Raw genomic sequence first — 21,950 nt, 5'->3', positions numbered from 1 at the left:
CTAGGGAATCTCTGCACAGGGAGGAATCGAGCGAGAAGCGGGAGTCGCCGCCTGAGCAAGAAGCGTGATCCGATCGCAGATCCGTAGATCTGCAGAGGTTCGCGCGACGCAGCGCAGGCGGATGCATCGCGCTTCGCAGCCGCAGCCTTCCTGTGCAGAGGTTCCCTAGCTCTCCCCGCCTCTGGGTCGCCACGCGGGCCGCTTGCGGTGACTCTCCGATGCGTGGAGACTGTCTGCGTGCTGACTGAACTCGGGACCATCCTGACGCTGATTCTCGCGAGCGGCGTTTTCGCCGGCGCAGAAATCGCGATCCTGTCGATGCGCCGCACGCGCATCTCCGAACTCGCTGATCTGGGCAAAGGTAGCGCGCGCGCGCTGGAGAGCCTGCGGGCTGAACCCGAGCGATTGTTGGCCACGGTACAGATCGGCATAACGGTTCTGGGGGCTGGCGCAGCCGCATTTGGCGGAGCTCGCCTTGCAAGGCCCCTTGGCGAACTACTGGGCAACCTGGGGGTGCCGTACGGAGAGCAGATCAGCATTGCGCTGGTCGTCGCGGGGATATCGTTCTTTGCCCTGATGCTGGGTGAGCTGGTTCCCAAATCGCTCGCCTTGCGCACCGCGGAACGCTACGCGCTGACCGTGGGACGCCCGTTGCTCGGTCTGTCGATTCTTCTGAGGCCTTTCATCTCCATTCTCGTCGGGGCCACCAACTTCCTATTGCGACTGTTCAACGACGAAACGACGTTTTCCGAGTCGCGTCTTTCTCCCGATGAGTTGCGAACCGTCGTCGAGGAAGCGGCGGAGTCCGGCTCGCTGGACCGACGTACCGGTGAGATCGCTTCACGCGCCTTCGATTTCGGCCATCTGACAGTCGCCGCGGTCATGGTTCCGCGCTCGCAGATCACCGCGATCGATCGTGCAGCAGCGCCGGAGGAGACCATATCCCTTCTGCGTAGTGGCGATCATCAGCGCTACCCGGTCATCGACGGAGATCTCGACAATGTCGTGGGTTATCTGGTGACGCGGGATGCGCTCCTGATGCTCGTGGAACGCAACCGGGTCGATCTCGACGATCTGCTGCGCCCTGCACTCTTTGTTCCATCGACCACGATGGCCTCAAAGGGGCTTCGCGAGTTGCAACGGAATCGCACGCAAATCGCAATGGTCGTCGACGAACGCGGCGAGCTGGCCGGAGTCGTGACGGCGCAGGACTTCGTCGAAGAACTCGTCGGTGACATCTTCAAGGAAGACGAAGATCCGCGTGAATGGATCGTGCACGAGGAAAGTGGTACAGCGGTCGTGCGCGGCGAGATGCCGGTACACGCGGTCAACCGGGCCATGGGCTTGAGCCTGCCGGAGAGCGAGAGCTGGTCCACGGTTGCGGGCATCGCTCTTTCGAAGAGCGGACGCATGCTCGCGGTCGGCGAATTCGTCGAGCTCGAAAAAGGCATCCGCCTCGAGGTCGTCGATGCTTCCGCGCGGCGCATTCGGCGCTTGCGGATTCATCGCGTCCGCTCCTGAGGCTCACTTCGGAAAGCGTTTCGCACCCCGGAGATCACTGGCTCGATCTCGCGAGTCGGGTCGCAGAGACTCCTAAAGGGGCAGGGACATTCCGTCTTTCAGCGTGGTCAAGACCATGGTGCTGCGAGTGCGGTGCATCCCGGGGATGGCGCCAATCTTTTCTCGAATCAGCCGACCGAGAGCTTCGGGGTCGGCTACGCGAATCTTGACCAGATAACAGTCTTCTCCGGCGATGTAGTGGACTTCCTGGATTTCCGGGATCTGGCACAGTGCCTCGCCCGACTTCATCTCGCTGAGCGGTTCCAGTGCGGTCACGAAGGCGAAAGCCGTCAGGCCCAGACCCAGGTTCTGGGGATTGACCCGGGCTTCGTAGCCCTGAATCGCACCGCGAGCCTCCAGCTTGCGGATCCGCTCCAGAACCGCCGAAGCGGCCATGCCGATGCGGCGGGCGATCTCGGCGTTCGAAGTACGAGCATTGGACTGTAGAATCGACAGGATTTTTCGGTCTCGGTCGTCGAACATCCGGATTTCCTTTCAGAAATCGAATGATCATTCGGCGACAGGTCGATTGTCAACCCCGATTGATCAGGCGGGTGGATCGGCCAGCAGGTCCGCAGCAATCTGTCGGGCCAGGGCGCCGTCGATCTTGCCCTTGTGGGCTTTCATGAGGGCACCCATCACCCGCCCGACATCTCCCGGGCTGCTCGCACCCGAAGACTCGATTGCCTCTTCTACCCATTTTCGCGTTGCGGTCTCGTCTGCCAGGCTGGGCAGGAAGGTCTGGAGAATGGCGAGTTCATCGCGTTCGGCCGCCGCTTGCTCAGCGCGACCGGCATCCTGGAAGGCTTCGATGCTCTCGCGACGCTGTTTCTCCAGTCGTCGCATGAGCGTCACGCATTCTTCGTCCGACACGGTATCGGAGCCGTCCTCCTTCATGCGATTGAGCAGGGCCGCGCGGATGCTGCGCAGGGTCGAAAGGCGGATCTTCTCGCCCGCCTTCAACGCCTCCTTCATCTGCTCGCTGACGTCATCGAAGATCGGCATTACTGAGTGTCCCCCCGGCCCCGTTGTTCCCGCGCGCCAAATCCCATGATCTTGAGCAACCACACGCGACTGGGCTTGAACGCCAGAGGTAGCACGACCGTTGCCACGAGCAATGCCGCGCTCCACAGCCAGGTATCTCCGTCGACCAGTTGGCTGCCGAAGAACGAGAAGATCCCCGCGCGCACCAGAGAACCCGCAAAAACGGAAAGGGTGAATGGGAGAAGCGTCATGCCGGCGATCGCAGCGGCGATATGCACGATGCCGATGGGTCCCGCCGGATAGGCCGAGACCAGGCCGATCAATCCGGTCCCTGCCTTGGAGCGCGCCAGTCGGATGATCTCGCCGTATTGCTGCGGTACGTGTGCGCGAATCGCCTCGGCTCCCGCCCAGTGCACGACTCCGAACTTGAGCAGACCCGCCAGGGTCAGACCCAGAGCTCCGTAGAGCGTTCCCGTTGCGGCACCAAAGACCAGTCCACCGGCTGTCAGCAAGAGGATCGATGGAATGAACAGCACGAAACGGATGGCCAGCAACCCGATCAGCAAGAGCGGTCCCCAGAGCCCGAAGCCCAGTACCATTTCGCGAATCGAAGTCGCGTCCCATTCCAGACCGAGCCAGGATCGCAGGAGCGAACCGCCTACGATCAGCCCGATGATCGAACCGAGCACGATCCAATGCGGCTCGCCCGCCGCGGCCATGTCTTCGACCCACTGCTCCGCGCGCGAAGGGGTTTCGTCTGAGTTCGACTCGTCACTCATGATACTGCGCCGAGCTTAGCAGTCCGTTGCGGATCTGCTGCGTGCTACGGTTGCGCCGTGCCGAAGTCTTCTCGCCTCCGGTTCGCATGGATCTGCGTCGCCCTGGTTGGCTGCGTTCACGGTCGCTTTCTCGACACCGATCCGGACGGAGTGTTTCAGGCTGAGGACGCGAATCGGGGGAGTGAGAACTACTCCGCCTGGTTCGGTGACAGTGACGGGCGGGTGATCTACTTCGGGCTCAGTCCGTTCTGGGAACTCTGGTGGGCGGAGCAGGGCGACTCGAGTGCGGATCTACGCGAACCTGGCGACCACCTGATCGGCCGGTTCGATCTGGAGAACCGAGTCTTTCTGTCGCCCCTGCTCGTGCGCGCAGGGGCTGAGGATGTGCGCTCTTCGGTCTGGGACGTGCTCGCGCACAGCAACGGTCGTGTGTACTACTCGACCTACTTCGAAGAACTGGGCTGGGTCGATCCCGAAACGGGTGAGGTCGGCTTCATCGAGGGCCATGGCGTCGGTTTCAACGAAATCGTCGAGGGACCCGGGGGAAACCTGTACATCACCCGTTATTCGAACTCGCCTTCCAATCCCGCAGGGCAGTCTTTCGGGGGGCTGGTCGTCTTGACGCCGGATGGAGAGATGCTGCGCGAAGTCCGCTTTGGCCGGACCGACCGGCAGTTTACCGCGCCCAAGAGCGTGGCCGTCGATCCGAAGACCGGCGAGGTCTGGTTGAACGCCGACGTGTTCCTTGAAAAGGGTGGTATCGAGTTCGCGATGATTCACCTCGACGCCGAGGGGAAGATCCTCGAGCGCGCCTCCGACGGGTCCGAGTTGATGTTCATGGATTTCGACGCATCTGGAAACGGCTACTTCGTCGTGGATGACGCTGGAACTATCGAGTTGCTGGTGCGACGCGCTGAGGAAGTCGTCTCCCGTTTCGATCTGGGGCCGCGCATTCCGGGCGATTTTGCTCAGGACCTCCAGATCAATTCCGATGGCGAGGTGGCGATTTCATTCTGGTCCGGCAGCGTCGTCGTGAGCTCCGAGCGCGCCGGTCAACAACGCTGGACGCGCATAACGCTGCCGAAGCCCCGACGCTGCAATCCACCGCGCGGACGTTCGGTTACCTACAGCGCGTTCATTCACGAACAGCGCGTGTACGCGACGCTCTATTGCGGTGCGTCGATCACAAGCGCGCCGATACCCGAGTGAGTCTCCCGGTCGAGTCTCCCCAGTGGCAGCTACAGAGAACGGTCTTCGGGTTTTCCCGTCGGTCGCAGGAGTCCTTCCTGCGCGACCGACGCGATCAGGGTGCCGTCGCGGGAAAAGATCGTACCGCGAGCGAAACCCCGTGCACCCGTAGCCCGGGGGCTTTCCTGTGCGTAGAGCAGCCACTCGTCGGCTCGGAACGGCTGGTGAAACCAGATCGCGTGATCGAGGCTCGCGATCATCACCGGTCCAAGGGCGCCGTTGCGTCCGTGCGGAAGGACGGTGTTGTCGACCAGGGAGATGTCGGAAGCGTAGGTCAGCACGCACTGGTGTAGGAGAAGATCGTCTCCAAGGTCGCCGTCCGCTCGGAACCACATGGAACTGGGACCCGTGCGGGGCTCGCTGCCCATGTACGAGGGCAGGTTGACGTGCCGCACGTCGACGGGGCGGCCGCTCCGCAACCACACCGGGGGATCGGCCCCTTTCAACGCTACCTCGACGCGCTCCGCCCACGTCGGCAGGCTCTCTGGGTCTGGAACATCGGGCATTTCAATCTGTTGGTGTTCGTAGCCGGTTTCTTCCTTATGGAAGGAGACCGCCATATTGAAGATGGCTTTGCCATTCTGGATGGCGACGACCCGACGCGTTGCGAAGGAACGGCCATCGCGAATGCGGTCGACGGTGTACAGAACCGGAACCTCGGTATCGCCCGGACGCAGGAAATAGGCGTGCAGGGAGTGGGCGTACAGGTCTTCAATGGTGCGACCGGCTGCAGCGAGGGACTGTGCTGCGACCTGTCCGCCGAACAAGCGCGTGCGGCTCGCCGTTTCGTTCTCGCCTCGGAAGATGTTCTGGTCGATCTTTTCGAGTTCGAGCAAGCCGATCAGGTCTGAGAGGGTCTGTGACACGCGGATTGGGTAGCACGACCGCCGCCAGATCGCCGCGTGTATGATGCACTTCATGACCAGCGAAAACGCCGCGGGAGCCCGGCAAACCGAGATTCGCGTGCCGATGAAAATTCTTCTGGGCTGCCCTGACCACGGTTTGACGCTCGCGCTTTCCGCTCTCTCTCTCGTCTACGTCTTCTTCCTCGAGCGCTATATCGGGCTGAGTATCGGGCTGGCGGCGGCCGTGCCTCTGATCGGCCGTTTCGTCGATGCCATCACGGATCCGTTGATGGGTCGGATCAGCGATGTGACGAGGACACGCTTCGGGCGCCGCCGACCGTATCTGCTGGCGGGCGCGCTTCCCTTCGGCATCAGCTTCGCACTGCTCTGGTTCAATCCGGGCTTCGAGAGCGAGTTTTTTCGCTTCGCGTTCTGCGTGCTGGTCTATGTGTTCTACAGCCTCACCTCGACCGTCGTGGGCGTACCGTATGTCGCGTTGATTCCCGAGGTCGTGCCGGGCTACGAGCAGCGCACCTCCGTGAGTGCCTATCGAGGAGCTCTAACGGTGCTCGGTACCGGGGTGGCCGCAGTCGGGTTCCGACCGCTGGCCGCGTATCTGGGTGAGGGGAGCGTGGGATTCTTCCAGGCGGGACTCCTGCTGGGCATCTGGATCACTCTGCCGTTCCTGGTGCTCTGCCTTTTCGTGCGCGAGCGTCCCGAATATCAGCAGCCGGTCAAGACGAGCTTCTTGGAGGGGATCAAGATGCTCGCGGCGCACCGCGCGTATCGGCGACTCTCGGCTCTGTACATCCTGGGGCGGGTCGCGATGGACATCGTCGGCATGGTGCTGCTGTTCTACTTCACGTACTGGCTGCTGCGCCCGGGTGACTTCGAGATCACCATGCTGCTGTTTCTGGGAACTTCAATCCTGTCTCTTCCCCTTTGGGTCTATATTTCGCGACGCACCGACAAACACCGCGTGTTCGTCACGGGTTGTCTGTTGTGGAGCGCTTCCCAACTACTGATTCTGCTCATCGAACCGGACTGGCCGCGCTGGGTGATGTTCGGGGGCGCGATTTGTTTTGCGGCGGGTTACGCGGTGGTCGATATGATGCCCTGGTCGATGCTGGCCGATGTAGTCGACGAGGACGAACTCTTGAGCCACGAGCGTCGCGAAGGTGTGTATGGCGGATCCTTCACCTTCATACGCAAACTCGGTGGTGCGATCGGCGTATTTGTCGCGGGATTCGGCCTGGAACTAGCGGGCTTCGATAGCGCCCTCGAAACCCAGCCGGAAAGTGCGCTCTGGGCAATCCGCTGCGTCGCGTCGATTGTTCCATCGTTCTTCCTGGTACTCGCGGCCTTGATTGCGCGCGGCTACAGCCTCGATCGCGCTGAGCACGCGCGGATCCTGGGGGAACTCGAAACTCGTCGCGGCGGATAGTTTCCGCCCGTTCCAGTATTGCAATAACTAGTGGGAAGATGGCCGCCGGTCCGGTATACCTTTTCCCGTGGCGAGTTCCGGCAAGGCGACCGGGTCGGGGGGAGAAGTCAAACGACTTCGGGAGCGGATTCGCCAACTCGAGAATCAGCTCGTCGACCGGCCTTCCTCGGCGGCGGCCGCCTCTTCCGTGGCGGATTCCGGGGGCTCTCGGGATTACGCGCAGCCTGCACCCGGATCCTTGTTCAGCCAGTTTGCTGCTCAGGTTGAAGACGTCTTCGGAGTTCTCACACGAGACGCGAGACAGATGTTGTACATCAGCCCTTCGATCGAACGAACTGCGGGGCTGAAGCCGTACGAGTTCTACCGCGAATCGTCACGAGCGCTGCAGCTGGTCCACAAAGACGATTGGCCCGCGCTTTTCAGGTTCTTCGCCGATCCCGACGTGGAAAGAGATTTCGAGTTTCGGCTCGTGCACGCGGATGGCAGCGCGCGATGGCTCTGGATTCGCTCCTGGATCGCTCGCGATCCGGTCCAGCAGAGCGAGTGCCTGGTCTTCGTGGCTCGCGACGTGACGGAGCGCAAGCGAGCTGAAGAGCAGCTTCAGGCCAGGAATCGCAGCTATGCCGCGCTATCTGAGCTCACATCCGACTACAGCTTTGGAATAACTGTTCCCAAGAAGGGGATACCCGTACTGGAGTGGGTAACGCCCGCCTTCGAGAGGATCACCGGGTACACGCGAGAAGAGTGGGATCCTATAGTCAGTCTCTGCGCCGACGATCAAGAGGCCGTCTTCGCCTGGTTCGCATCCATATCGAAGGGCGAGGCCAGCGATTACATCGACTACCGGATCGAAGCGCGCGACGGAACCGAACGCTGGCTGCGATCTGGCATGGTCATACAAGAGCGAAGACCCGACGGGAGCTTCACTCTGCTGGGCTTGGCCTCAGACGTTACCGCGAGCAAGCGACTCGAGGAAGTGCGCAGCCGCTATGCAGCGCGCCTCGAAGCCGAGGTGGCGGAGCGTACCCGCGAACTCGAAGGTGCGAACCACGTCCTGCGAGGTCTGCACGAGCGCTTGATGCGCAGCGAACACATGCGAACGGCCGAACACCTGGCTGCGAGCATCGCGCATTCGATCAACAACCCGCTGGCTGCGTTGCTCGGGACCGTCCAGATGTCACTGGCGGAGGCTTCCAAGCCCGATGTGAAGCTGGAGCGCGCGCTCTTACTCGGGAATCGCATTCGCCTGGTCGTCGACCGGACGTTGCAGCTGTTTCGCAAAGGCGCTCTGGACCTGGGCTTGCACAGCCCAGGCGAGATCCTGGATGAGGTTGCAAACGCGCTGGAGCAGCGCGCGGCCGATCTTGGGGTCAAGCTCGAAGTCGGCATCGCTCGCGATCTGCCGCAGATCGAAGTCGATCGGGCTCTGCTGGTCGAGGCGCTCGGGAGTATTGCCGATAACTCCCTTGACGCAATGCCCGCCGGTGGCCGTCTCACGTTCGATGTCTCGCGTGTCGAAAACGTGGACGTCTTGCGCTTCTGTGTGACCGATACGGGTCACGGCATTCCCGAAGAGTTGCAGGAGAAGGTTCTCGAGCCATTCTTTACCACGAGGGGCGGTGGAAACGGTCTCGGTCTGCCGATTGCCCGGGGTGTCGTTCACGGACACAACGGGCGTATTCGGCTCGAGAGAGGTCCGGAAGGCGGAACGCGGGCTTGCATCGAAGTGCCCATACGCCATTCCCAATCTCGAGAAGAGAACTAACGAGCCTTCGGGCAGACCATGCGACACGGTAGATGTGTCGTGATGACCGAACCGTTCGAGCAGTGGCACGAGCCATCGTTCGAGCGCATCAGACGATCGGGTTCGCGCTTGTCCGCTCTGGCCGGTAGTTCTTCCGCCGTACAGGGTCTTCCCTCGTCATAGCATCCCGGGGGATAGCGCACGCCCCGTTTTGGCTCAAACGGTGCTCTGCCCTTGTGAGAGAAGCGGATCGGAAGGGTCTGCTGGTGCCCTGCAAACGTCGATCGCCACACCGAGAAATGCAGGTGAGGTCCCGTCGTGAAGCCGGTATTGCCGCTGAAGCCAATCACTTCTCCAACGCGAACCCGCATGCCCTGGTGCACACCCGCGCCCGGATCCAGGTGACCATAACTCGCAAAGGTTCCGTCCTCGTGCAGGATCGTGACCGAGTTGGCTCGAGTCAGGAACTCCTCGGTGACGCCGGCGCGGTTGTGGCCATCTGCGACGTTTACGACCACGCCGGAACGCGCGGCGACGATCGGCGTTCCGACCGGCATGCCGAAATCGAAGGAGTAATGGTGCGGGCCCGTGTGGCTGAACTTGCCCCCGACGCCTTGAGTGAGCTCCCGGGCCACCGTTCCGCCAAAGGGAATGTGGTACGAAAGAGCGTCGTCATGCCTGGCACCTGGATCACCCAGAACCCAGCGCCACTTGAACGGGAAGCTCATATTTCCGCGTGAGTTCTTGCGCCTCAGTTCTACCAGATGCTGAACACCACCAGGCTGGACCACTGCTTTCGCTTTGCGCGGGAACGCCGCCGCGTTGCGCAGGCCCGTGAAGTCGATACTCACGGCCACCGGGGCAGCGCTATTGTTGCTGGCGCTGATTCTGGCGATGTCTTCCGCGCTGCGGACGAACACACATACGTCGTCGCTGCAGTCCATCCAGTCTTCCACCGCACCGGCCTCGGCGATGTTGACGAAGGCGAGGTTGATGAAGAAGGCGATCACTGGAACGAACACGGCGCGAAGGGGCTGGCGATGCATCGAGGCTCCCGCGGCTTGGACTTCCGGTCTGAATCGGCCCCAGGTGACCATATCTGTATCGCGCGTTCCGACCCGGTCGGCAGTTCGACGGCAGTTCGACGGCAGTTGGGAAAAAGACGGCGAGTCCGAGTCAGCGTCGTTATCCTGCCGACGGCCAGGACCCGAATTGGAGGCGATCAAATGGGCCAGATGAGTGAGTTCTCCGTTTCGGTTCGCCTCTTCCTGAAGGCCTACCGCTGGCGGCGAATCGATCCGGTGCCCTTTACGCGTCCGAGCAAGCCTCTTTCGCAAGCGCGCCTGGCGCTCGTTTCAAGTGCGGGATTCGTCCTGCCCGATCAGGAGCGCTTTGACGAATCGCTTCGAGGAGGGGATCCGAGCTTCCGCTTCATTCCCAGCGATACCGACGGCTCGATCCTGATCGATACCCATCGCAGCGAGTCGTTCGATCACACCGCGATGCGCCGGGATACTGAACTGGCCTTTCCACTGCAGCGTGTGCGCGAACTCGTGGAGTCCGGTGTCGTAGGCTCTGTCGCCATGCGCCACCTCAGTTTCATGGGCAGTATTACTGCACCGGGTCGGCTGGTGAAGAACACCGCCCCCGAAGCCGTCCGCGCACTGGTCGACGACCAGGTCGACGTAGCGCTGCTCGTTCCGGTCTGACCCATGTGCAACCAGGCGGTCGGCCTGGTGGCGGCGGAACTCGAGCGTCAAGGCATCGCTACCGTGGCGATCCAGCTCCTGCGCGAGGTGGCGCTCGCGGTGCGCCCACCGCGGGCGCTCTTCGTGCCTTTCGCCCACGGGTTTCCACTCGACCGTCCGGGAGAGCCCGAACGCCAGCACGCCGTGCTCGAAGCCGCGCTCGGCATGCTCGAGAGTTCAGAGACCGGGGCTCCCGTGTTACTAGACTTTGAACCTTCGGACTAGCGGAGCGGATATGGACTATCTGGATGTGGAAGAAGCCAGGCATCGGTCGGGCCTTCGCCTGGTTCTGAGCGCGGGTGTGCCCGGGCCCTGGGGCGAAGCGGCCAAGGGCGTTTTTCAGGTCAAAGGAATTCCGTACGCACCGGTGCGGCAGATCGGCGGGATGGACAACTCGGCCCTTCGGGATTGGACCGGCCAGGACAACGCGCCGATCGCGATCTACGAAAACGAGCGTCCGCGCTCTCACTGGTCCGATATCGTGCACCTGGCGGAACGCCTGGAACCCGAGCCCGCACTGATCCCGAGCGATCCAGAAGCGCGCATCGAGATGTTCGGCCTCCTGCACGAAATCAGCGGGGAGCAGGGCTTCCTCTGGTGCCGCCGACTCATGATGTTGGCTGGAATGAAAGGAGACGCCGCAGCGGCGTTGCCCGAATTCATGCGAGGAATCGTCCAGAATCTGGCTGACAAGTACGGTTACACCGAGGCGACGGCTCGTTCGGCGTCGGGCCGGGTGACGCAGATCCTGGAATTTCTTTCAGGGCGATTGCTCGCCCAGAAGCGGCGCGGTTCAGCGTACTTCGTGGGCGATGACCTGAGCGCAGCCGACATCTACTGGGCGACCGCGAGTGCGATGCTCGAGCCACTGCCCGCCGAGGTCTGCCCCATGCCGGAGCCGATCCGTGTCGGCTACGTCTTGCTCGATCCAGAGGCGCGCGCCGCGGCCGACCCCGTCCTGTTGGAGCACCGCGACCGGATCTATCGCGACTACCTGACGCTTCCCCTGGATTTCTAGCGGGTCAGGCTTTCTCGCCGCCACTTTCTCGTTGCGGCACGACGACGCTGCGCTTGTCGGGATCTGCGTGTTCGCGGTACAGGATGGCCGTATTGCCCAGTACTCCCGCCGTCGCGCTCTGTGTGGCCTCGGCGATCTGTTCGACGAGCTGTTTGCGCTCCTCCTTGAAGTCCGAGAAGCGGATCTTGATCAACTCGTGTGCGTTCAGTTCCTGGTCGACCTTGGCCATCACGGCCGAGCTCAGGCCGTTGCGTCCGATCACCACGACGGGCTTCAGATTGTGACCCAGACTGCGCAGGTAGCGTTTCTGAAAACCCTTCATGCGCCGCGCGTCACCGCGAGCAGAAGCCAGAGCGCACAGGCCAGGCCCAGCGCCGCAGCCTTTTCGATCAGGCGATCCCGGAAGATCCGCTGAGCCAGAGGACGAGGCGCCGCCAGCCGGCGTTGCTGACGGAAAAAGTAGTTCACGATCGATGTCAATTCGTCCTCGCTCTGGATCTCGTGCAGTTGACCATTTGCCGCTGCCGAGATGGTACCCCGTTCCTCAGAGACGACGAGGCAAAGCGCATCAGTTCGCTCAGCGAGTCCGAGTGCTGCGCTGTGGCGCGTGCCCGTGCCCGGCAGACGCTCCAGGTTCTTGGACAGCGGCAACTGAACGCCAAAACGGCTTACGAGCCGGTCTTCGAGGATCACCGCGCCATCGTGTCCATCGGAGGACGGGTCGAACAGGCTGTCGAGCAGGGGCGCGCTGATCTCGCCACCGAGGACTTCTCCTCCCTGGAAATGTCGATCGAGCTTCTGCAAGCCGGTCAGCACGACGAGCGCACCGACCTTCTCGCGCGCCAGCCTGGCCAATGCCCCGACCAGCACTTCGCTCGAGTCGAGCTTGGGACGGTGGTCGTCATGTCGGCCGATGGCCCAGGCCGCCAGTTCTTCGCAGGCCTGGCGCAACTCGTCCTGGAAGATGACCACGAATGCGAGGCCGGTGGCTGCGAACAGGCCCTGCAAGACCAGGCTGGTCGTGCCCAGCGCGAACCAGTTCGCAGTCAGGTACACGATTCCCAGCAGGCCGATGCCCAGAGCGACCAGGGCTGCGCGAGTTCGCCGCAGGACCGAGGCGCCCGCGTAAAACAGAATACTGACCAGGGCGATGTCGATCGCGTCCGCCGCACCAAACTTCGAAAGTGCTTCGAGCATCCTCTCCCCTGCGTCTCGCTGGCGAAGCGCGACGCGTGTCGCGCTTCGTTTCGTGCAGAGGGAAACTCAGGGTACAGAATCATCAGCCGTGCGAAACAAGGGATTTCACCCCGCTCCGGGCTCGCCCGGCCAGGTCGCTCGCACCCCGAGCGTTCGGTAGGCTGAGCGGCGATGTCGGACGGCGAAAGCGTGCGCGATTACTGCCTGTCGATCCTGGAATCGGGGGATCTCGAAGCGAAGACGCGTCCGCCGCCCGTTTCAGACGAGCCGGGATTCTTCGGCTCGGATCCGCTTGCGGCCATCTACATCGACCGACCGGCGCGTTCCGCCGATCTGACGCTGAGTTCGGGAGCCGAGCGCCTTCCGCCGCCCCCACAACTCGAAGATCCCGCCAAGCGAGCGACCTGCATTCACCGCTTTGCCCATCACGAGTTGATGGCGGTCGAACTATTCGCCTGGGCATTGCTCGCCTGGCCCGAGGCGCCCGAGTCGTTGCGCCGCGGCTGGCTCGCGGCTCTGGCCGATGAGCAACGACACCTCGGCCTATACCTCGAGCGTCTGGACAGGCTCGGCTCGAGCCTGGGCGATGCGCCGCGATCCGACTATTTCTGGCTGCACGTTCCCGCGCTTTGGGCCAGCCCCCACGGTCCGCTCGCCTTTCTGAGTGCCATGGGTCTGACCCTGGAGCAGGCGAATCTGGATTTCACCCTGATGTATCGCGATGCATTTGCCACGGTGGGCGATGAAGCGAGTGCGCGAGTCTGTCAGCAGATTCACGACGAGGAGCAGGGGCACGTGCGTCTCGCGCTCACCTGGTTGCGAAGGCTCAAGTCGCCCGAGCAAAGCGATCTCGAAGCCTATGAAGCCAGCGTGCCGTTTCCCCTGTCCGCGTCGCGGGCGAAGGGGCGCGCGTTCAGTGCGGATGCGCGGCGCGCGGCGGGGCTGGACGATTCCTGGATCGAGTACGTGCGAAACGCAGGTCCGAAGCGGAAAGGCAACGGCCCTGAGCCCGCCGTCGAGGAGCCGCGAATCTTCCCCAACCTCGGTGCGGAAGAGGGGGACAACTGGCGACGTGCGCTCTCGCACGCGGCGGTTGCCGCGAGTGCGCGTCTGTTCGGCGGCCTGTTCGCCCGTGACGCGCGCTTCTGTGGGGTGGATGGCCTCGATGCCGCGGTCCTGCCCGAAGCCTGGAGCGACGATGCGCAGCTTCCGGCCTGGAGTTTCCTGCCGCGCGGCAAGAAGGTGGTGGCCTGGCTCGGTACCGATGAGGCGCTGCGCATCGCGACTCGCGCGGGCCGGGAACTCGCCTCACCTCCACCCGCGGTCGTGCGCAGCGTGCATGACAAGGCGTTTGCCCACCGCCTGGCGCTCGAAGAGGGAAGCCTGCACCCGTGCCTGCGGGAGGCGATTCGGGTCTTCGACCCGGAAGAACTCGCGGACGTCCATCGTGTCGTCGAATCCGTGGAAAGCGCAACGGCTCGCTGGGCCCCTGAGTTGGGGAGTGAGTTCGCGCTCAAGCCCCGGCTGAGTTCGAGCGGGAGAGGCCGCGTCGCTGGGCGAATTGGCTCATTCGCTCCCTCCGAGATCGAAGGCGCGATGGCTCGGCTTGCCCGCTGCGGCGGTTTTCTGCTCGAACCCTGGTTGAAGCGCACGGTCGACCTGTCGGCGCACTACTGGATCGAAATGAGCGGCGAGATTCATGCGCTCGGAACGCTCGAGTCGATCGTGAGCCCTTCGGGTGTTCCTCGGGGACATCGCGGCTGTCTGGAAGCGAATGGTTCGATTCGCGCGGGCACGCTGTTTGACGAACGGCTGCAGGCGGCGGGTCTCGTGGCGGCGGAAGCAGCACGCGAACGCGGCTATTTCGGAGCCTGCGGAGTGGACGCTTTCGTCTATTCCTTTGATGGCGAGTCCATCTTGCGTCCCCTCGTCGAGTTTAATGCGCGCTTCACGCTGGGCACGGTTGCGCTTGGGCTGGTCGAGCGGGCCAGACGGGTCGGCGTGGCTCGCGCGCCGGGTCGTTTCGAATTCCGAGTCGACGTCCCCTCTGTCCTGGAAATCCGCGACCCGGACAGTGGGCTGCAATCCCGCGTCGAATTCGCAACCGCTCAGCGGGCCTCCGCGCGCCAGCGTCGGTAGAGACCGCAGCTGATCTGGATCTCGGAGCGTTCGCCCTGTGTGCGCGAGACCGGCCCGGCCATGACCAGTCGATCGACCGTCTGCTTGTCCGCACGCGTTGCTCGGCGAAGTTCGTCGACACTGCTGAGACCGTGCTCTTCGAGCCATGCGAATGGAGCGGCGAGCTCGGCGGCCAGGAGTTCGCGATCGATTCGCCGGAACAAATCGGATTGCGCCGTCATCAGTTCTTTCTCGATCGCTTCGGGGGCTGGAAGACTGCGCCGAGTATGCAGCCATGCAGCGAAGAGCAGAGGATGTCCACCGCTTGCCTCGAACGCGAGCAGCAATTCTTCGCGTCCGATCCGAGCCCCGGAGCGTCGCGCCCAGGATTCGAGATCCAGCCGTGGGAGCGGAGACAGGGGAAAGCGCTGGAGAACGGCCCCCTCGGGTGCCACGCGTTTCGCCAGGACGCGATGAAGCCCCAATCCTCCCGTCAGAATGCGAGGACCTTCCGGCGCTTCGTCCAGCAGGCGATTGCAGTCGCCTTCGTCTTCGGGCAATTCCAGAATTCCGACCCGGCGACCGCGTAGGGCCAGTTCTTCCACTGCGGCCCGGGCCACCGTCGTCTTGCCCATACCCGGCCCGCCCAGTACGACGCATGTACGACCGCGAACGGCGGTTTCGACCAGGCGGTCGATCAGTCGGACTCGGGCGTACTCGGACACGCAACGCAGCTTAGCAGTCCCTTACGAGCCCGCCTCCATCTTGGCGATCACGTCGTCGGCAAAACGCCGCAGGCCGTCTTTCTTGTCGGCCAGCGAGTCGGAGCCACCGGTATAGAACACCCAGGGCGCGGTGTTGAGACTGGTGACGCCCGCGTCTTCCAGTCTCCGATATCCGTCGAGGTCGACCGCGTCGATCGCCGAAGCCACGATCTCGAAACCCTTCTCGTGGCGCCCGTATTCTCGTCGATAGCCGTTGAGTCTGTGGACCAGCGTTCGAAGTTCATCCGTCGTGTGAAGATCGGAGATCCAGCCGTCGCCCAATCGCGCCGCGCGGCGCAGGGCGGCATCGGAAACTCCTCCGACGAGGATCGGGATCGGACGGCTTGGGGCGGGACTCATCTCGAGCCGGTCGAATGAATAGTATTCGCCTCGGTGCTCGACCATCTCTCCGGTCCAGAGCTTGCGCATGACCTCGATCATCTCGTTCGCTCGTTTGCCCCGGTTGTGGAAGTTCTGCTCCATCAACGCGAACTCGTCTTTGGACCAGCCCACGCCAATGCCCAGTGAAACGCGATGATCCGATAGCACGGCCGCTGTGCCGACCGCTTTTGCCACGCTGAACGGATTGCGTATGGGCAGTACGAAGACGTTGGTGATGAAGCGGATCTGCACGGTGACGGCCGCCATCCCGGCGATGGCTACCCAGGGATCGGGCCACGGCGTGAAGGCCTGCCAGCGTCGCTGACCATCGGCGGTGTAGGGGTAGGGCGTGTTGAGCTTCTCGGGATGGACGACGTGGTCCGAGACAGCGACGAAATCCCAGCCACAGGACTCGGCCGTGATCGCCAGTTCGTTGTAGTCGCGCACCGGGCTGAATGCGCTCGCGATTCCAAACTTCAATCCGCACCTCCCGCCGGATCGGCGCGGCCATTCTGCACGAATCCCGATGTGCGGGCCAACCCGAAAGGGCCTCCCGCTCGCTTCCTCCTCGGGTTTCGTGGATGATCTGCAGTGTATGTCGCTACCTCAAGGTACTCCGCTGCTGGATTCTCCTACGCAACCAGCTTCGGGAGCGCCACCGGCGGGCTTCCAACTCTACGCATTCGCAGTCGCGTCCTGGTTTTCCGCATGGGGAATACAGGGTGTCCTGTTCTCCTGGCTGATCGTCAACGATCTGGGCGCACCGGCGGAATGGGTCGGCGCCGCCCAGTTTTCACTTGTGGCTCCGGGTGTACTTCTATTGCTCGGTGGGGCGACCGCCGATCGCTTCGATCGAATCTCACTGATGACGGGCATACATATCGTTGCGGCGGGAATCGTCGCCGCGTTGGCGTTGGTCGTCCTCGGCGGCAAGCTCAGCTTCCCCTACGTAATCGCGTACGCGTTGGCGCTGGGAACCGCGTCGTCGTTCCTGCATCCCGCACGCGACGCTGTCTTGAGCGACGTGGCGGGCTCGGATCTGCCGCGCGCCGTCGTGGGAACCACGCTCATCCAGTTCGTGGCCAGTGGTGGGGCTGCGTTTCTGGCCGGGTTCGCGCGTTACGTGGGTTCGCCTGCCATGCTCGGAGTACAGAGCGCCATTCTGCTAGTCGGAGTTGTTGCGATTCGCCGACTCCCCCGCTCTTCTTCGCATACCCGTGTGGATGCTCGCCCGCGCTTTTCGGACCTGGGCACAGGCCTTGTTGAAGTGCTTCGTTCTCGCGATCTCCTCCCGGTGTTCTTGTTGGTGCTAGGGGTGGGTTTCTTCTTCCAGGGTGCGTACTTCGTCGTCTACCCGCTGCTCGTGCGCGACTTCTATCAGGGAGATGTCGGAGAGCTCGGAGCTCTGATTGGCGTGTTTCCGATCGGCGTCGTGGTGGGCTCGGTACTGCTCCTGCGGGGGCTTTCCTTCAAGCGCCGCGGTCGAGCAATGGCGATTGCGCAGGCTCTCGCGGCCTGCTGCCTCTTGATCACGTCACTCGGCGTCCCCTATCCGCTCGCCCTGCTCGCAGGGCTGGGATGGGGCTTGAGTGGATCTGTGTTTCTGAACGTGGGGCGGACGATCTTCCAGGAACGCGCGCTCGGGGCGAATCGCGCGCGGGTCCTGTCCGTCTACCCGCTCGGCTTTTTCGTGGCCGGTGCGGTCGGTTCGCCCGCAGCGGGCCTCCTGGCCGGTGCGGTCGGTCCTCTGGGGGCATTCGCATTCGCCGGCGCCGGAATGCTGGTTTTCGTCTCTGCGGTCGCATTGACGACCCGGATTTCGAAGCTCGAGTAGCCTTTCGACGTCCCCTGGTAGGACGGGGCGCCGGTGTTACCCTGTGCCGCGACTTTTCCGCCTGAAGGAAGGGAATCTCAGATGAAGATACGAACCTTACAAGCTGCGACCGTCGTGTTCGCGGCACTGACTTTCAGCGTCGCCTCGGCGGCGTGGGCCGCAGAGGAGAAAACTGTGGATGCAGCAATCGGTGCGATCGAGAAGTTCATCAGCGAGCAGAAGATCGACAAGAGCGAATCGCGCTGGAAGACCCAGCTTCCAAAGCCACCCAAGGTCGAGTTCGATTCGTCCAAGACGTATTTCTGGGATCTGAAGACCAACGTCGGCGATATTTCGGTCCGGCTCATGCCAAATGTCGCGCCGATGCACGTTTCGAGCACGGTCTATCTGACCCAACTGGAGTTCTACGACGGCGTCGTTTTTCATCGAGTCATCACCGACTTCATGGCGCAGGGCGGAGATCCACTCGGTCGTGGAACCGGCGGACCCGGCTACAAATACGATGGCGAGTTTGATCCCAAAGTGACGCACAACAAGGGTGGGTTGCTGAGCATGGCCAATGCGGGACCGGGAACGGATGGAAGCCAGTTCTTCCTCACGTTCAAGGCGACACCGTGGCTCGATGGCAAGCATACGATTTTCGGCGAAGTGGTCGACGGAATGGAAACTGTGAAGGCCCTGGAAGAGAAGGGTTCTTCGAGCGGGCAGACAAAGAGCCCGCTGTTGATCGAGAAGGCGACGATCCGCGTCGAGTAGGAAACCAGGACGCCTGCGCATCTGCCTCACAGGTGCGCAGGCGTTTTGCGTCTTTCGCCGCGGTCTGTGTCGATCGCCAACCGGACGTATCCTTCGCAAGTGTTCTTCTTCAGCCGCAACCCGAGTTCGTTTGCGCTCGTCGCGTGCCTGGCGGCGTCGATCATTTCCGGGAGCGCGCTTGCAGAGCCCTTGCCCCGCGGTCCGGCGGTCGAGATCGAGTTACCCGACTACCTGACCGAAGTGCGGGAATTTCGCAGTTCTCCGCCCGCCTGGAATGAAACGATCGTCAATGCAGCTTCTGGACACGGGACTGGCGCCGGTGCCACGCGCGAGACCGGCTGGTGGCGGGACCCGGATAACTGGCTGCTGATCGACTACGTGGATCGCAGCGGGAACCTCACGACCCACCAATACCTGGAAACTCGCGGGATCTTTGCGGAGATCTACGGCAATAACGAGTACCAGGAGACGATCCATTTTCACGAAGATGCGGCACTCAAACTCTTCGGGGAAAACGGAATTGCGCGTGGGATCGGAAATGAAAAGGTCATCGACCCGCACCACAATCTCCGCGTCAAACGCTGGACCAAGAAGCAAAAGTGGAACGCTTGGATCACCGACAACAAGGCTCCGCGATGGTCCGCGGTGATCAACTACGATTGGCTTACGAGTCCATTATTCGGCGATTCGATTTCGCAGGACAATATTGGAGGTGCAACGAGCCGCATCGGCGAAGGAGCGCGCGGGCGTTACGACGACTTCAATAGCTTGAAGTTTCGCCATTTTCTGACCACGTCTGGACGCCTGCAGCGGCTGAAGTCGAAACCAGGTTCCGACCCTTTCAATATTCGGACGTACGCCGCGACGCATCTCAAGGATCTCTTCGACAAGATTCCTCCTTACGTCGAACCGGAAGCCTACCTGTACAAGAGCGCGCGCGAAGCTGCGGGTCGAATTACTGACGATCCCGTCATGGCCGAGTACCAGCGCTTCCAGTACGTATCTGAGTTGCACAGTTTTCAGCGCTATTACCGTGAGAACAAGCTGATTGCGAGTCGCTCAGGACGCAGCTATGACGTACACGGAAACCTCGGCGGGTCCTTCCCCGGGCGTGTTCCCTACGCAGTCGCGCTGGGAGATTCCGTCGACATGCTCTGGTTCGAAGCATCGGGCCAATCGCAGTACGACATCTTCAAGAACGGATGGAGTAACGCCTGGGGCAGCTTTCGTCTGCAACTTGCCGAAGCCATGGCGCGAGGCCGCAAACCCTATCAGTTCTTGCCGAACCTGGGGAAGACAACCCGGGATCTCCTGGTGCACGAATGGGCAGAGATGAGTGCCGGAGGCGCCGTGTTCTTGCACAATCCAGTCATGCTCCAGCGAGATCACCCGGAACTCCTCGATGTGTTGCGCGAACACCTGGTCTTTCGTGAGATGCATCGAGCGATCTTCGAGCGCCGGGGGCGTGAGCGGTATGCGCAGGTCGGATTGTTGTACTCGGTTCCGACGCTCATGCACGCTCAGTACGTTCCGACGATTCTCTCGATGAACATCCCGCCGGTGAATGATCTCGCCGGTGCCGCACGAGCTCTGGAAGAGGGACATCTTCCCTATGGCGTCGTGTTGCTGGAACATCCCGATCTGGGACCGTATCGCATTTCCGTGGACGATCTGCGCAAGTATCGCGTGTTGATCGCTCCCTCCATTACCGATCTGTCTCGGGTGCACACAGAGATCCTAAAGGGCTTCCTGGAAACGGGAGGGGCCCTGGTAGTGCTCGGTGAGTTCGGAACCCGCGACGAGAACCACGGAGTTGCGGCCGGGAAGCGACTCGAGGAGTTGCGCAAATTCGGTACGGTCGTGCAACCACTGGGCGACGGATCATTTCAGTCCTCAAGGTCCCGACGCACCGCGAAGATCTCGGACAGGAGTCGCCGCGTTCATTCTGCGGTGCGGGCGGTCCTCGAGACTCCGATACTCGACGGTGCACTCCCCGAGATGCTCTGGGCGAAGACGTGGGTTCACCACAAGAGTCTCCTGTCGATCCATCTGGTGAACTACGACATCGACTTCGAGAGTGGAGAGGCGGCTGAGATTGCGAGTTTTCCGATGCGATTGCGCGCGCCCGAGGATCTCCTGGTCGAGGCTGCGGTGTTTCTGGTTCCCGGGCGCGACCCGATTCCGCTGCAATTCAAGAAGAGCGGATTGCAGATCGAACTCGATGTTCCAGCGATGGACGTCTATGGCGTCATCCTGCTCGGTCCCAGGGATCTCGGCCGCACCGAGAGTCTCGTGCGTCGAGGCGATCGCTATCTGATGCGCGCGAAACACGCGGCACGTGGAGTTCCTGAACTATTGAGCGAGGTGGCGGAGCTAGGCGTGCAACGCGGCTTCATCGACGCAGCTAAGTACGCTTCGGCCGGTACAGTCCTCTTGCAGAAAGTCGCGAAACAACGCGAGCAAGCGCTGCGAGACGAGCATCTCGCGATGCGCGAGGCGCCGCGCAACGTGACGATTGCTCTCGATTTCGGCGAAGCCCGACCGCTCAGACCCTGGCAGGGAGTGGATCCCAATTCGCCCTACGATTCCAAGCGCGGTTTTGGTTGGTTGAAGCCGGACGATATTTCGACTCCGACTCCCGAAGAACGCGATTATCGGCTGGCGCGGCGTGCGGGAGATACGCAGCGCGTGCGCGTGAAGTGGACGAAGTCGCAGCTCTGGCCGTACGAAAAGACGCTGCGAGAGCCTCCCCTTCGACGTTCTGTGATTTCTGGACGGGCGCAGCGGTTTCGAGTCGACGTGCCGGACGGGCGCTACCGTGTACATCTGATCCAGACGAATGCGGGATGGGCGCAGCGCAACTTCCTGGTCTCGGGTCTGACCCGCGTCGGCGGTGAGTACGCACTACTCGACACACCCTTGAGTCTTGGGCAGATGCTCCGGCGCTCCTTCGAGGCGCAGACGGAAGAAGGTTCTCTGATCTTCGAATTCGGCGGACCGACCGGGTTCGGTCTGGCTGCGCTGGCGATCGAACCGATTGCCAGCGCGAGCTCGGACCCTCTCGAGATTGGAGGTCTGCGAAAATGGCAGCTCAGCCCCCGTTACGCGAATCCCGATTGGTACCCGATTCGTGAGACCCGGGCCCCTCCGGAGCGCGCGCTCGCCTCACCCGATACAGAGGGGTGGAGCACGCGTGTCACTCCGTTGCAGGGCCTGCCCGTCGTCGATCTCGGTCCAGCCCAGCACGCGGTTACTGGAGATGTCGTGTATGCGGTCGCGTACATCGAACGGGAGACACCCGAAGACGTCTGGTTGAGCCTCGGTGCCAGTAGTTCGGCGGCGGCCTGGCTCAACGGAAAGTCCGTCGCGTATCTGCCAAACCTGAAGGGCATTACGCGCGACGAAGCCCGTGTCCCCGTGCGGTTGCGCGCCGGGCGCAATGTCCTGCTGCTCAAACTGTCGCGCTTCTGGGAACGGCGCTGGCTGTTCTACGCAAGCGTGCTGGCCCGCGACGACTAGCCCGGCCGCGC

At 62.4% G+C, this 21,950-nt stretch carries 20 protein-coding genes; 11 read left to right on the top strand and 9 right to left on the bottom strand.

Annotated features, from left to right (window positions below; genetic code table 11):
• Positions 1-261: 261 nt before the first annotated feature.
• Positions 262-1,521, top strand: coding sequence for an HlyC/CorC family transporter (locus tag GY725_19700; protein MCP4006410.1), 1,260 nt, complete (start codon positions 262-264; stop codon positions 1,519-1,521).
• A 72-nt stretch (positions 1,522-1,593) separates the two neighbouring features.
• Here GY725_19700 and GY725_19695 read toward each other — a convergent pair whose 3' ends face one another.
• From GY725_19695 to GY725_19685, 3 genes are all read right to left on the bottom strand, one after another.
• Positions 1,594-2,043, bottom strand: a complete 450-nt coding sequence (locus GY725_19695; protein ID MCP4006409.1) for an Lrp/AsnC family transcriptional regulator — start codon at positions 2,041-2,043, stop codon at positions 1,594-1,596.
• 63 nt (positions 2,044-2,106) lie between these two features.
• The gene (locus GY725_19690; GenBank protein MCP4006408.1) at positions 2,107-2,565 is read right to left on the bottom strand and encodes a GatB/YqeY domain-containing protein; all 459 of its coding nucleotides are present in this window, start codon (positions 2,563-2,565) and stop codon (positions 2,107-2,109) included.
• Positions 2,565-3,323, bottom strand: coding sequence for a TVP38/TMEM64 family protein (locus GY725_19685; GenBank protein ID MCP4006407.1), 759 nt, complete (start codon positions 3,321-3,323; stop codon positions 2,565-2,567). The genes GY725_19690 and GY725_19685 overlap by 1 nt, the downstream gene beginning before the upstream one ends.
• A gap of 57 nt (positions 3,324-3,380) precedes the next feature.
• On the opposite strand from GY725_19685, the gene GY725_19680 reads away from it, so the two are divergent.
• Positions 3,381-4,532: a hypothetical protein gene (locus GY725_19680; GenBank protein ID MCP4006406.1), complete on the top strand. Its 1,152-nt coding sequence runs from the start codon at positions 3,381-3,383 to the stop codon at positions 4,530-4,532.
• Positions 4,533-4,561: 29 nt separating this feature from the next.
• Here the strand turns inward: GY725_19680 and GY725_19675 are convergent, their stop codons facing one another.
• Positions 4,562-5,491 (bottom strand): acyl-CoA thioesterase II, encoded by a 930-nt coding sequence (locus GY725_19675; protein ID MCP4006405.1) that lies wholly within the window; start codon positions 5,489-5,491, stop codon positions 4,562-4,564.
• Here GY725_19675 and GY725_19670 point away from each other — a divergent pair.
• On the top strand, positions 5,490-6,860 hold the full coding sequence (locus tag GY725_19670; protein ID MCP4006404.1) for an MFS transporter: 1,371 nt from the start codon (positions 5,490-5,492) through the stop codon (positions 6,858-6,860). The genes GY725_19675 and GY725_19670 overlap by 2 nt on opposite strands.
• A gap of 67 nt (positions 6,861-6,927) precedes the next feature.
• Entirely contained in the window at positions 6,928-8,625 is a 1,698-nt protein-coding gene (locus GY725_19665; GenBank protein ID MCP4006403.1) for a PAS domain-containing protein, read from the top strand.
• Here the strand turns inward: GY725_19665 and GY725_19660 are convergent.
• Complete coding sequence (locus tag GY725_19660) at positions 8,622-9,650, bottom strand: M23 family metallopeptidase (GenBank protein MCP4006402.1); 1,029 nt, start codon at positions 9,648-9,650, stop codon at positions 8,622-8,624. The genes GY725_19665 and GY725_19660 overlap by 4 nt on opposite strands.
• Before the next feature lie 180 nt (positions 9,651-9,830).
• Between GY725_19660 and GY725_19655 the strand changes: the two genes are divergently transcribed.
• Genes GY725_19655 through GY725_19645 form a run of 3 tightly spaced genes read left to right on the top strand, consistent with a single transcriptional unit; the run spans position 9,831 to position 11,370 of the window.
• On the top strand, positions 9,831-10,313 hold the full coding sequence (locus GY725_19655; GenBank protein ID MCP4006401.1) for a hypothetical protein: 483 nt from the start codon (positions 9,831-9,833) through the stop codon (positions 10,311-10,313).
• A 3-nt stretch (positions 10,314-10,316) separates the two neighbouring features.
• Positions 10,317-10,577 carry a hypothetical protein gene (locus GY725_19650; GenBank protein ID MCP4006400.1) on the top strand — a complete coding sequence of 87 codons (261 nt, stop codon included), beginning with the start codon at positions 10,317-10,319 and terminating at the stop codon, positions 10,575-10,577.
• Between the two features lie 10 nt (positions 10,578-10,587).
• Entirely contained in the window at positions 10,588-11,370 is a 783-nt protein-coding gene (locus GY725_19645) for a hypothetical protein (GenBank protein MCP4006399.1), read from the top strand.
• A gap of 4 nt (positions 11,371-11,374) precedes the next feature.
• Here the strand turns inward: GY725_19645 and yhbY are convergent, their stop codons facing one another.
• Entirely contained in the window at positions 11,375-11,692 is a 318-nt protein-coding gene (gene yhbY, locus GY725_19640; GenBank protein ID MCP4006398.1) for a ribosome assembly RNA-binding protein YhbY, read from the bottom strand.
• Complete coding sequence (locus GY725_19635; GenBank protein ID MCP4006397.1) at positions 11,689-12,567, bottom strand: hypothetical protein; 879 nt, start codon at positions 12,565-12,567, stop codon at positions 11,689-11,691. The genes yhbY and GY725_19635 overlap by 4 nt, the downstream gene beginning before the upstream one ends.
• A 171-nt stretch (positions 12,568-12,738) precedes the next feature.
• Between GY725_19635 and GY725_19630 the strand changes: the two genes are divergently transcribed.
• Positions 12,739-14,706, top strand: coding sequence for a ferritin-like domain-containing protein (locus tag GY725_19630; protein MCP4006396.1), 1,968 nt, complete (start codon positions 12,739-12,741; stop codon positions 14,704-14,706).
• Here the strand turns inward: GY725_19630 and GY725_19625 are convergent.
• Positions 14,676-15,410, bottom strand: a complete 735-nt coding sequence (locus GY725_19625) for a hypothetical protein (GenBank protein ID MCP4006395.1) — start codon at positions 15,408-15,410, stop codon at positions 14,676-14,678. The genes GY725_19630 and GY725_19625 overlap by 31 nt on opposite strands.
• 21 nt (positions 15,411-15,431) lie before the next feature.
• The gene (locus GY725_19620; protein ID MCP4006394.1) at positions 15,432-16,310 is read right to left on the bottom strand and encodes a TIGR03619 family F420-dependent LLM class oxidoreductase; all 879 of its coding nucleotides are present in this window, start codon (positions 16,308-16,310) and stop codon (positions 15,432-15,434) included.
• 115 nt (positions 16,311-16,425) lie between these two features.
• On the opposite strand from GY725_19620, the gene GY725_19615 reads away from it, so the two are divergent.
• From GY725_19615 to GY725_19605, 3 genes are all read left to right on the top strand, one after another.
• Positions 16,426-17,664: an MFS transporter gene (locus GY725_19615; GenBank protein ID MCP4006393.1), complete on the top strand. Its 1,239-nt coding sequence runs from the start codon at positions 16,426-16,428 to the stop codon at positions 17,662-17,664.
• 81 nt (positions 17,665-17,745) lie between these two features.
• Positions 17,746-18,420 carry a peptidylprolyl isomerase gene (locus tag GY725_19610; protein MCP4006392.1) on the top strand — a complete coding sequence of 225 codons (675 nt, stop codon included), beginning with the start codon at positions 17,746-17,748 and terminating at the stop codon, positions 18,418-18,420.
• 99 nt (positions 18,421-18,519) lie between these two features.
• Complete coding sequence (locus tag GY725_19605) at positions 18,520-21,939, top strand: hypothetical protein (GenBank protein MCP4006391.1); 3,420 nt, start codon at positions 18,520-18,522, stop codon at positions 21,937-21,939.
• The last annotated feature ends 11 nt before the right edge of the window (positions 21,940-21,950 follow it).

The sequence above is a fragment of the bacterium genome (assembly GCA_024226335.1).
GTDB lineage: Bacteria > Myxococcota_A > UBA9160 > SZUA-336 > SZUA-336 > JAAELY01.
The sequence above is the reverse complement of the archived record's forward strand: the minus strand, read 5'-3'. Positions and strand labels throughout refer to the sequence as shown.

Excerpts from the sequence above, each read along its gene's own strand:
- GY725_19695 (MCP4006409.1), bottom strand. The coding sequence starts at position 2,043 with ATGTTCGACGACCGAGACCGAAAAATCCTGTCGATTCTACAGTCCAAT.
- GY725_19690 (MCP4006408.1), bottom strand. The coding sequence starts at position 2,565 with ATGCCGATCTTCGATGACGTCAGCGAGCAGATGAAGGAGGCGTTGAAG.
- GY725_19685 (MCP4006407.1), bottom strand. The coding sequence starts at position 3,323 with ATGAGTGACGAGTCGAACTCAGACGAAACCCCTTCGCGCGCGGAGCAG.
- GY725_19670 (MCP4006404.1), top strand. The coding sequence starts at position 5,490 with ATGACCAGCGAAAACGCCGCGGGAGCCCGGCAAACCGAGATTCGCGTG.
- GY725_19675 (MCP4006405.1), bottom strand. The coding sequence starts at position 5,491 with ATGAAGTGCATCATACACGCGGCGATCTGGCGGCGGTCGTGCTACCCA.
- GY725_19660 (MCP4006402.1), bottom strand. The coding sequence starts at position 9,650 with ATGCATCGCCAGCCCCTTCGCGCCGTGTTCGTTCCAGTGATCGCCTTC.
- GY725_19655 (MCP4006401.1), top strand. The coding sequence starts at position 9,831 with ATGGGCCAGATGAGTGAGTTCTCCGTTTCGGTTCGCCTCTTCCTGAAG.
- GY725_19650 (MCP4006400.1), top strand. The coding sequence starts at position 10,317 with ATGTGCAACCAGGCGGTCGGCCTGGTGGCGGCGGAACTCGAGCGTCAA.
- GY725_19645 (MCP4006399.1), top strand. The coding sequence starts at position 10,588 with ATGGACTATCTGGATGTGGAAGAAGCCAGGCATCGGTCGGGCCTTCGC.
- yhbY (MCP4006398.1), bottom strand. The coding sequence starts at position 11,692 with ATGAAGGGTTTTCAGAAACGCTACCTGCGCAGTCTGGGTCACAATCTG.
- GY725_19635 (MCP4006397.1), bottom strand. The coding sequence starts at position 12,567 with ATGCTCGAAGCACTTTCGAAGTTTGGTGCGGCGGACGCGATCGACATC.
- GY725_19630 (MCP4006396.1), top strand. The coding sequence starts at position 12,739 with ATGTCGGACGGCGAAAGCGTGCGCGATTACTGCCTGTCGATCCTGGAA.
- GY725_19615 (MCP4006393.1), top strand. The coding sequence starts at position 16,426 with ATGTCGCTACCTCAAGGTACTCCGCTGCTGGATTCTCCTACGCAACCA.
- GY725_19610 (MCP4006392.1), top strand. The coding sequence starts at position 17,746 with ATGAAGATACGAACCTTACAAGCTGCGACCGTCGTGTTCGCGGCACTG.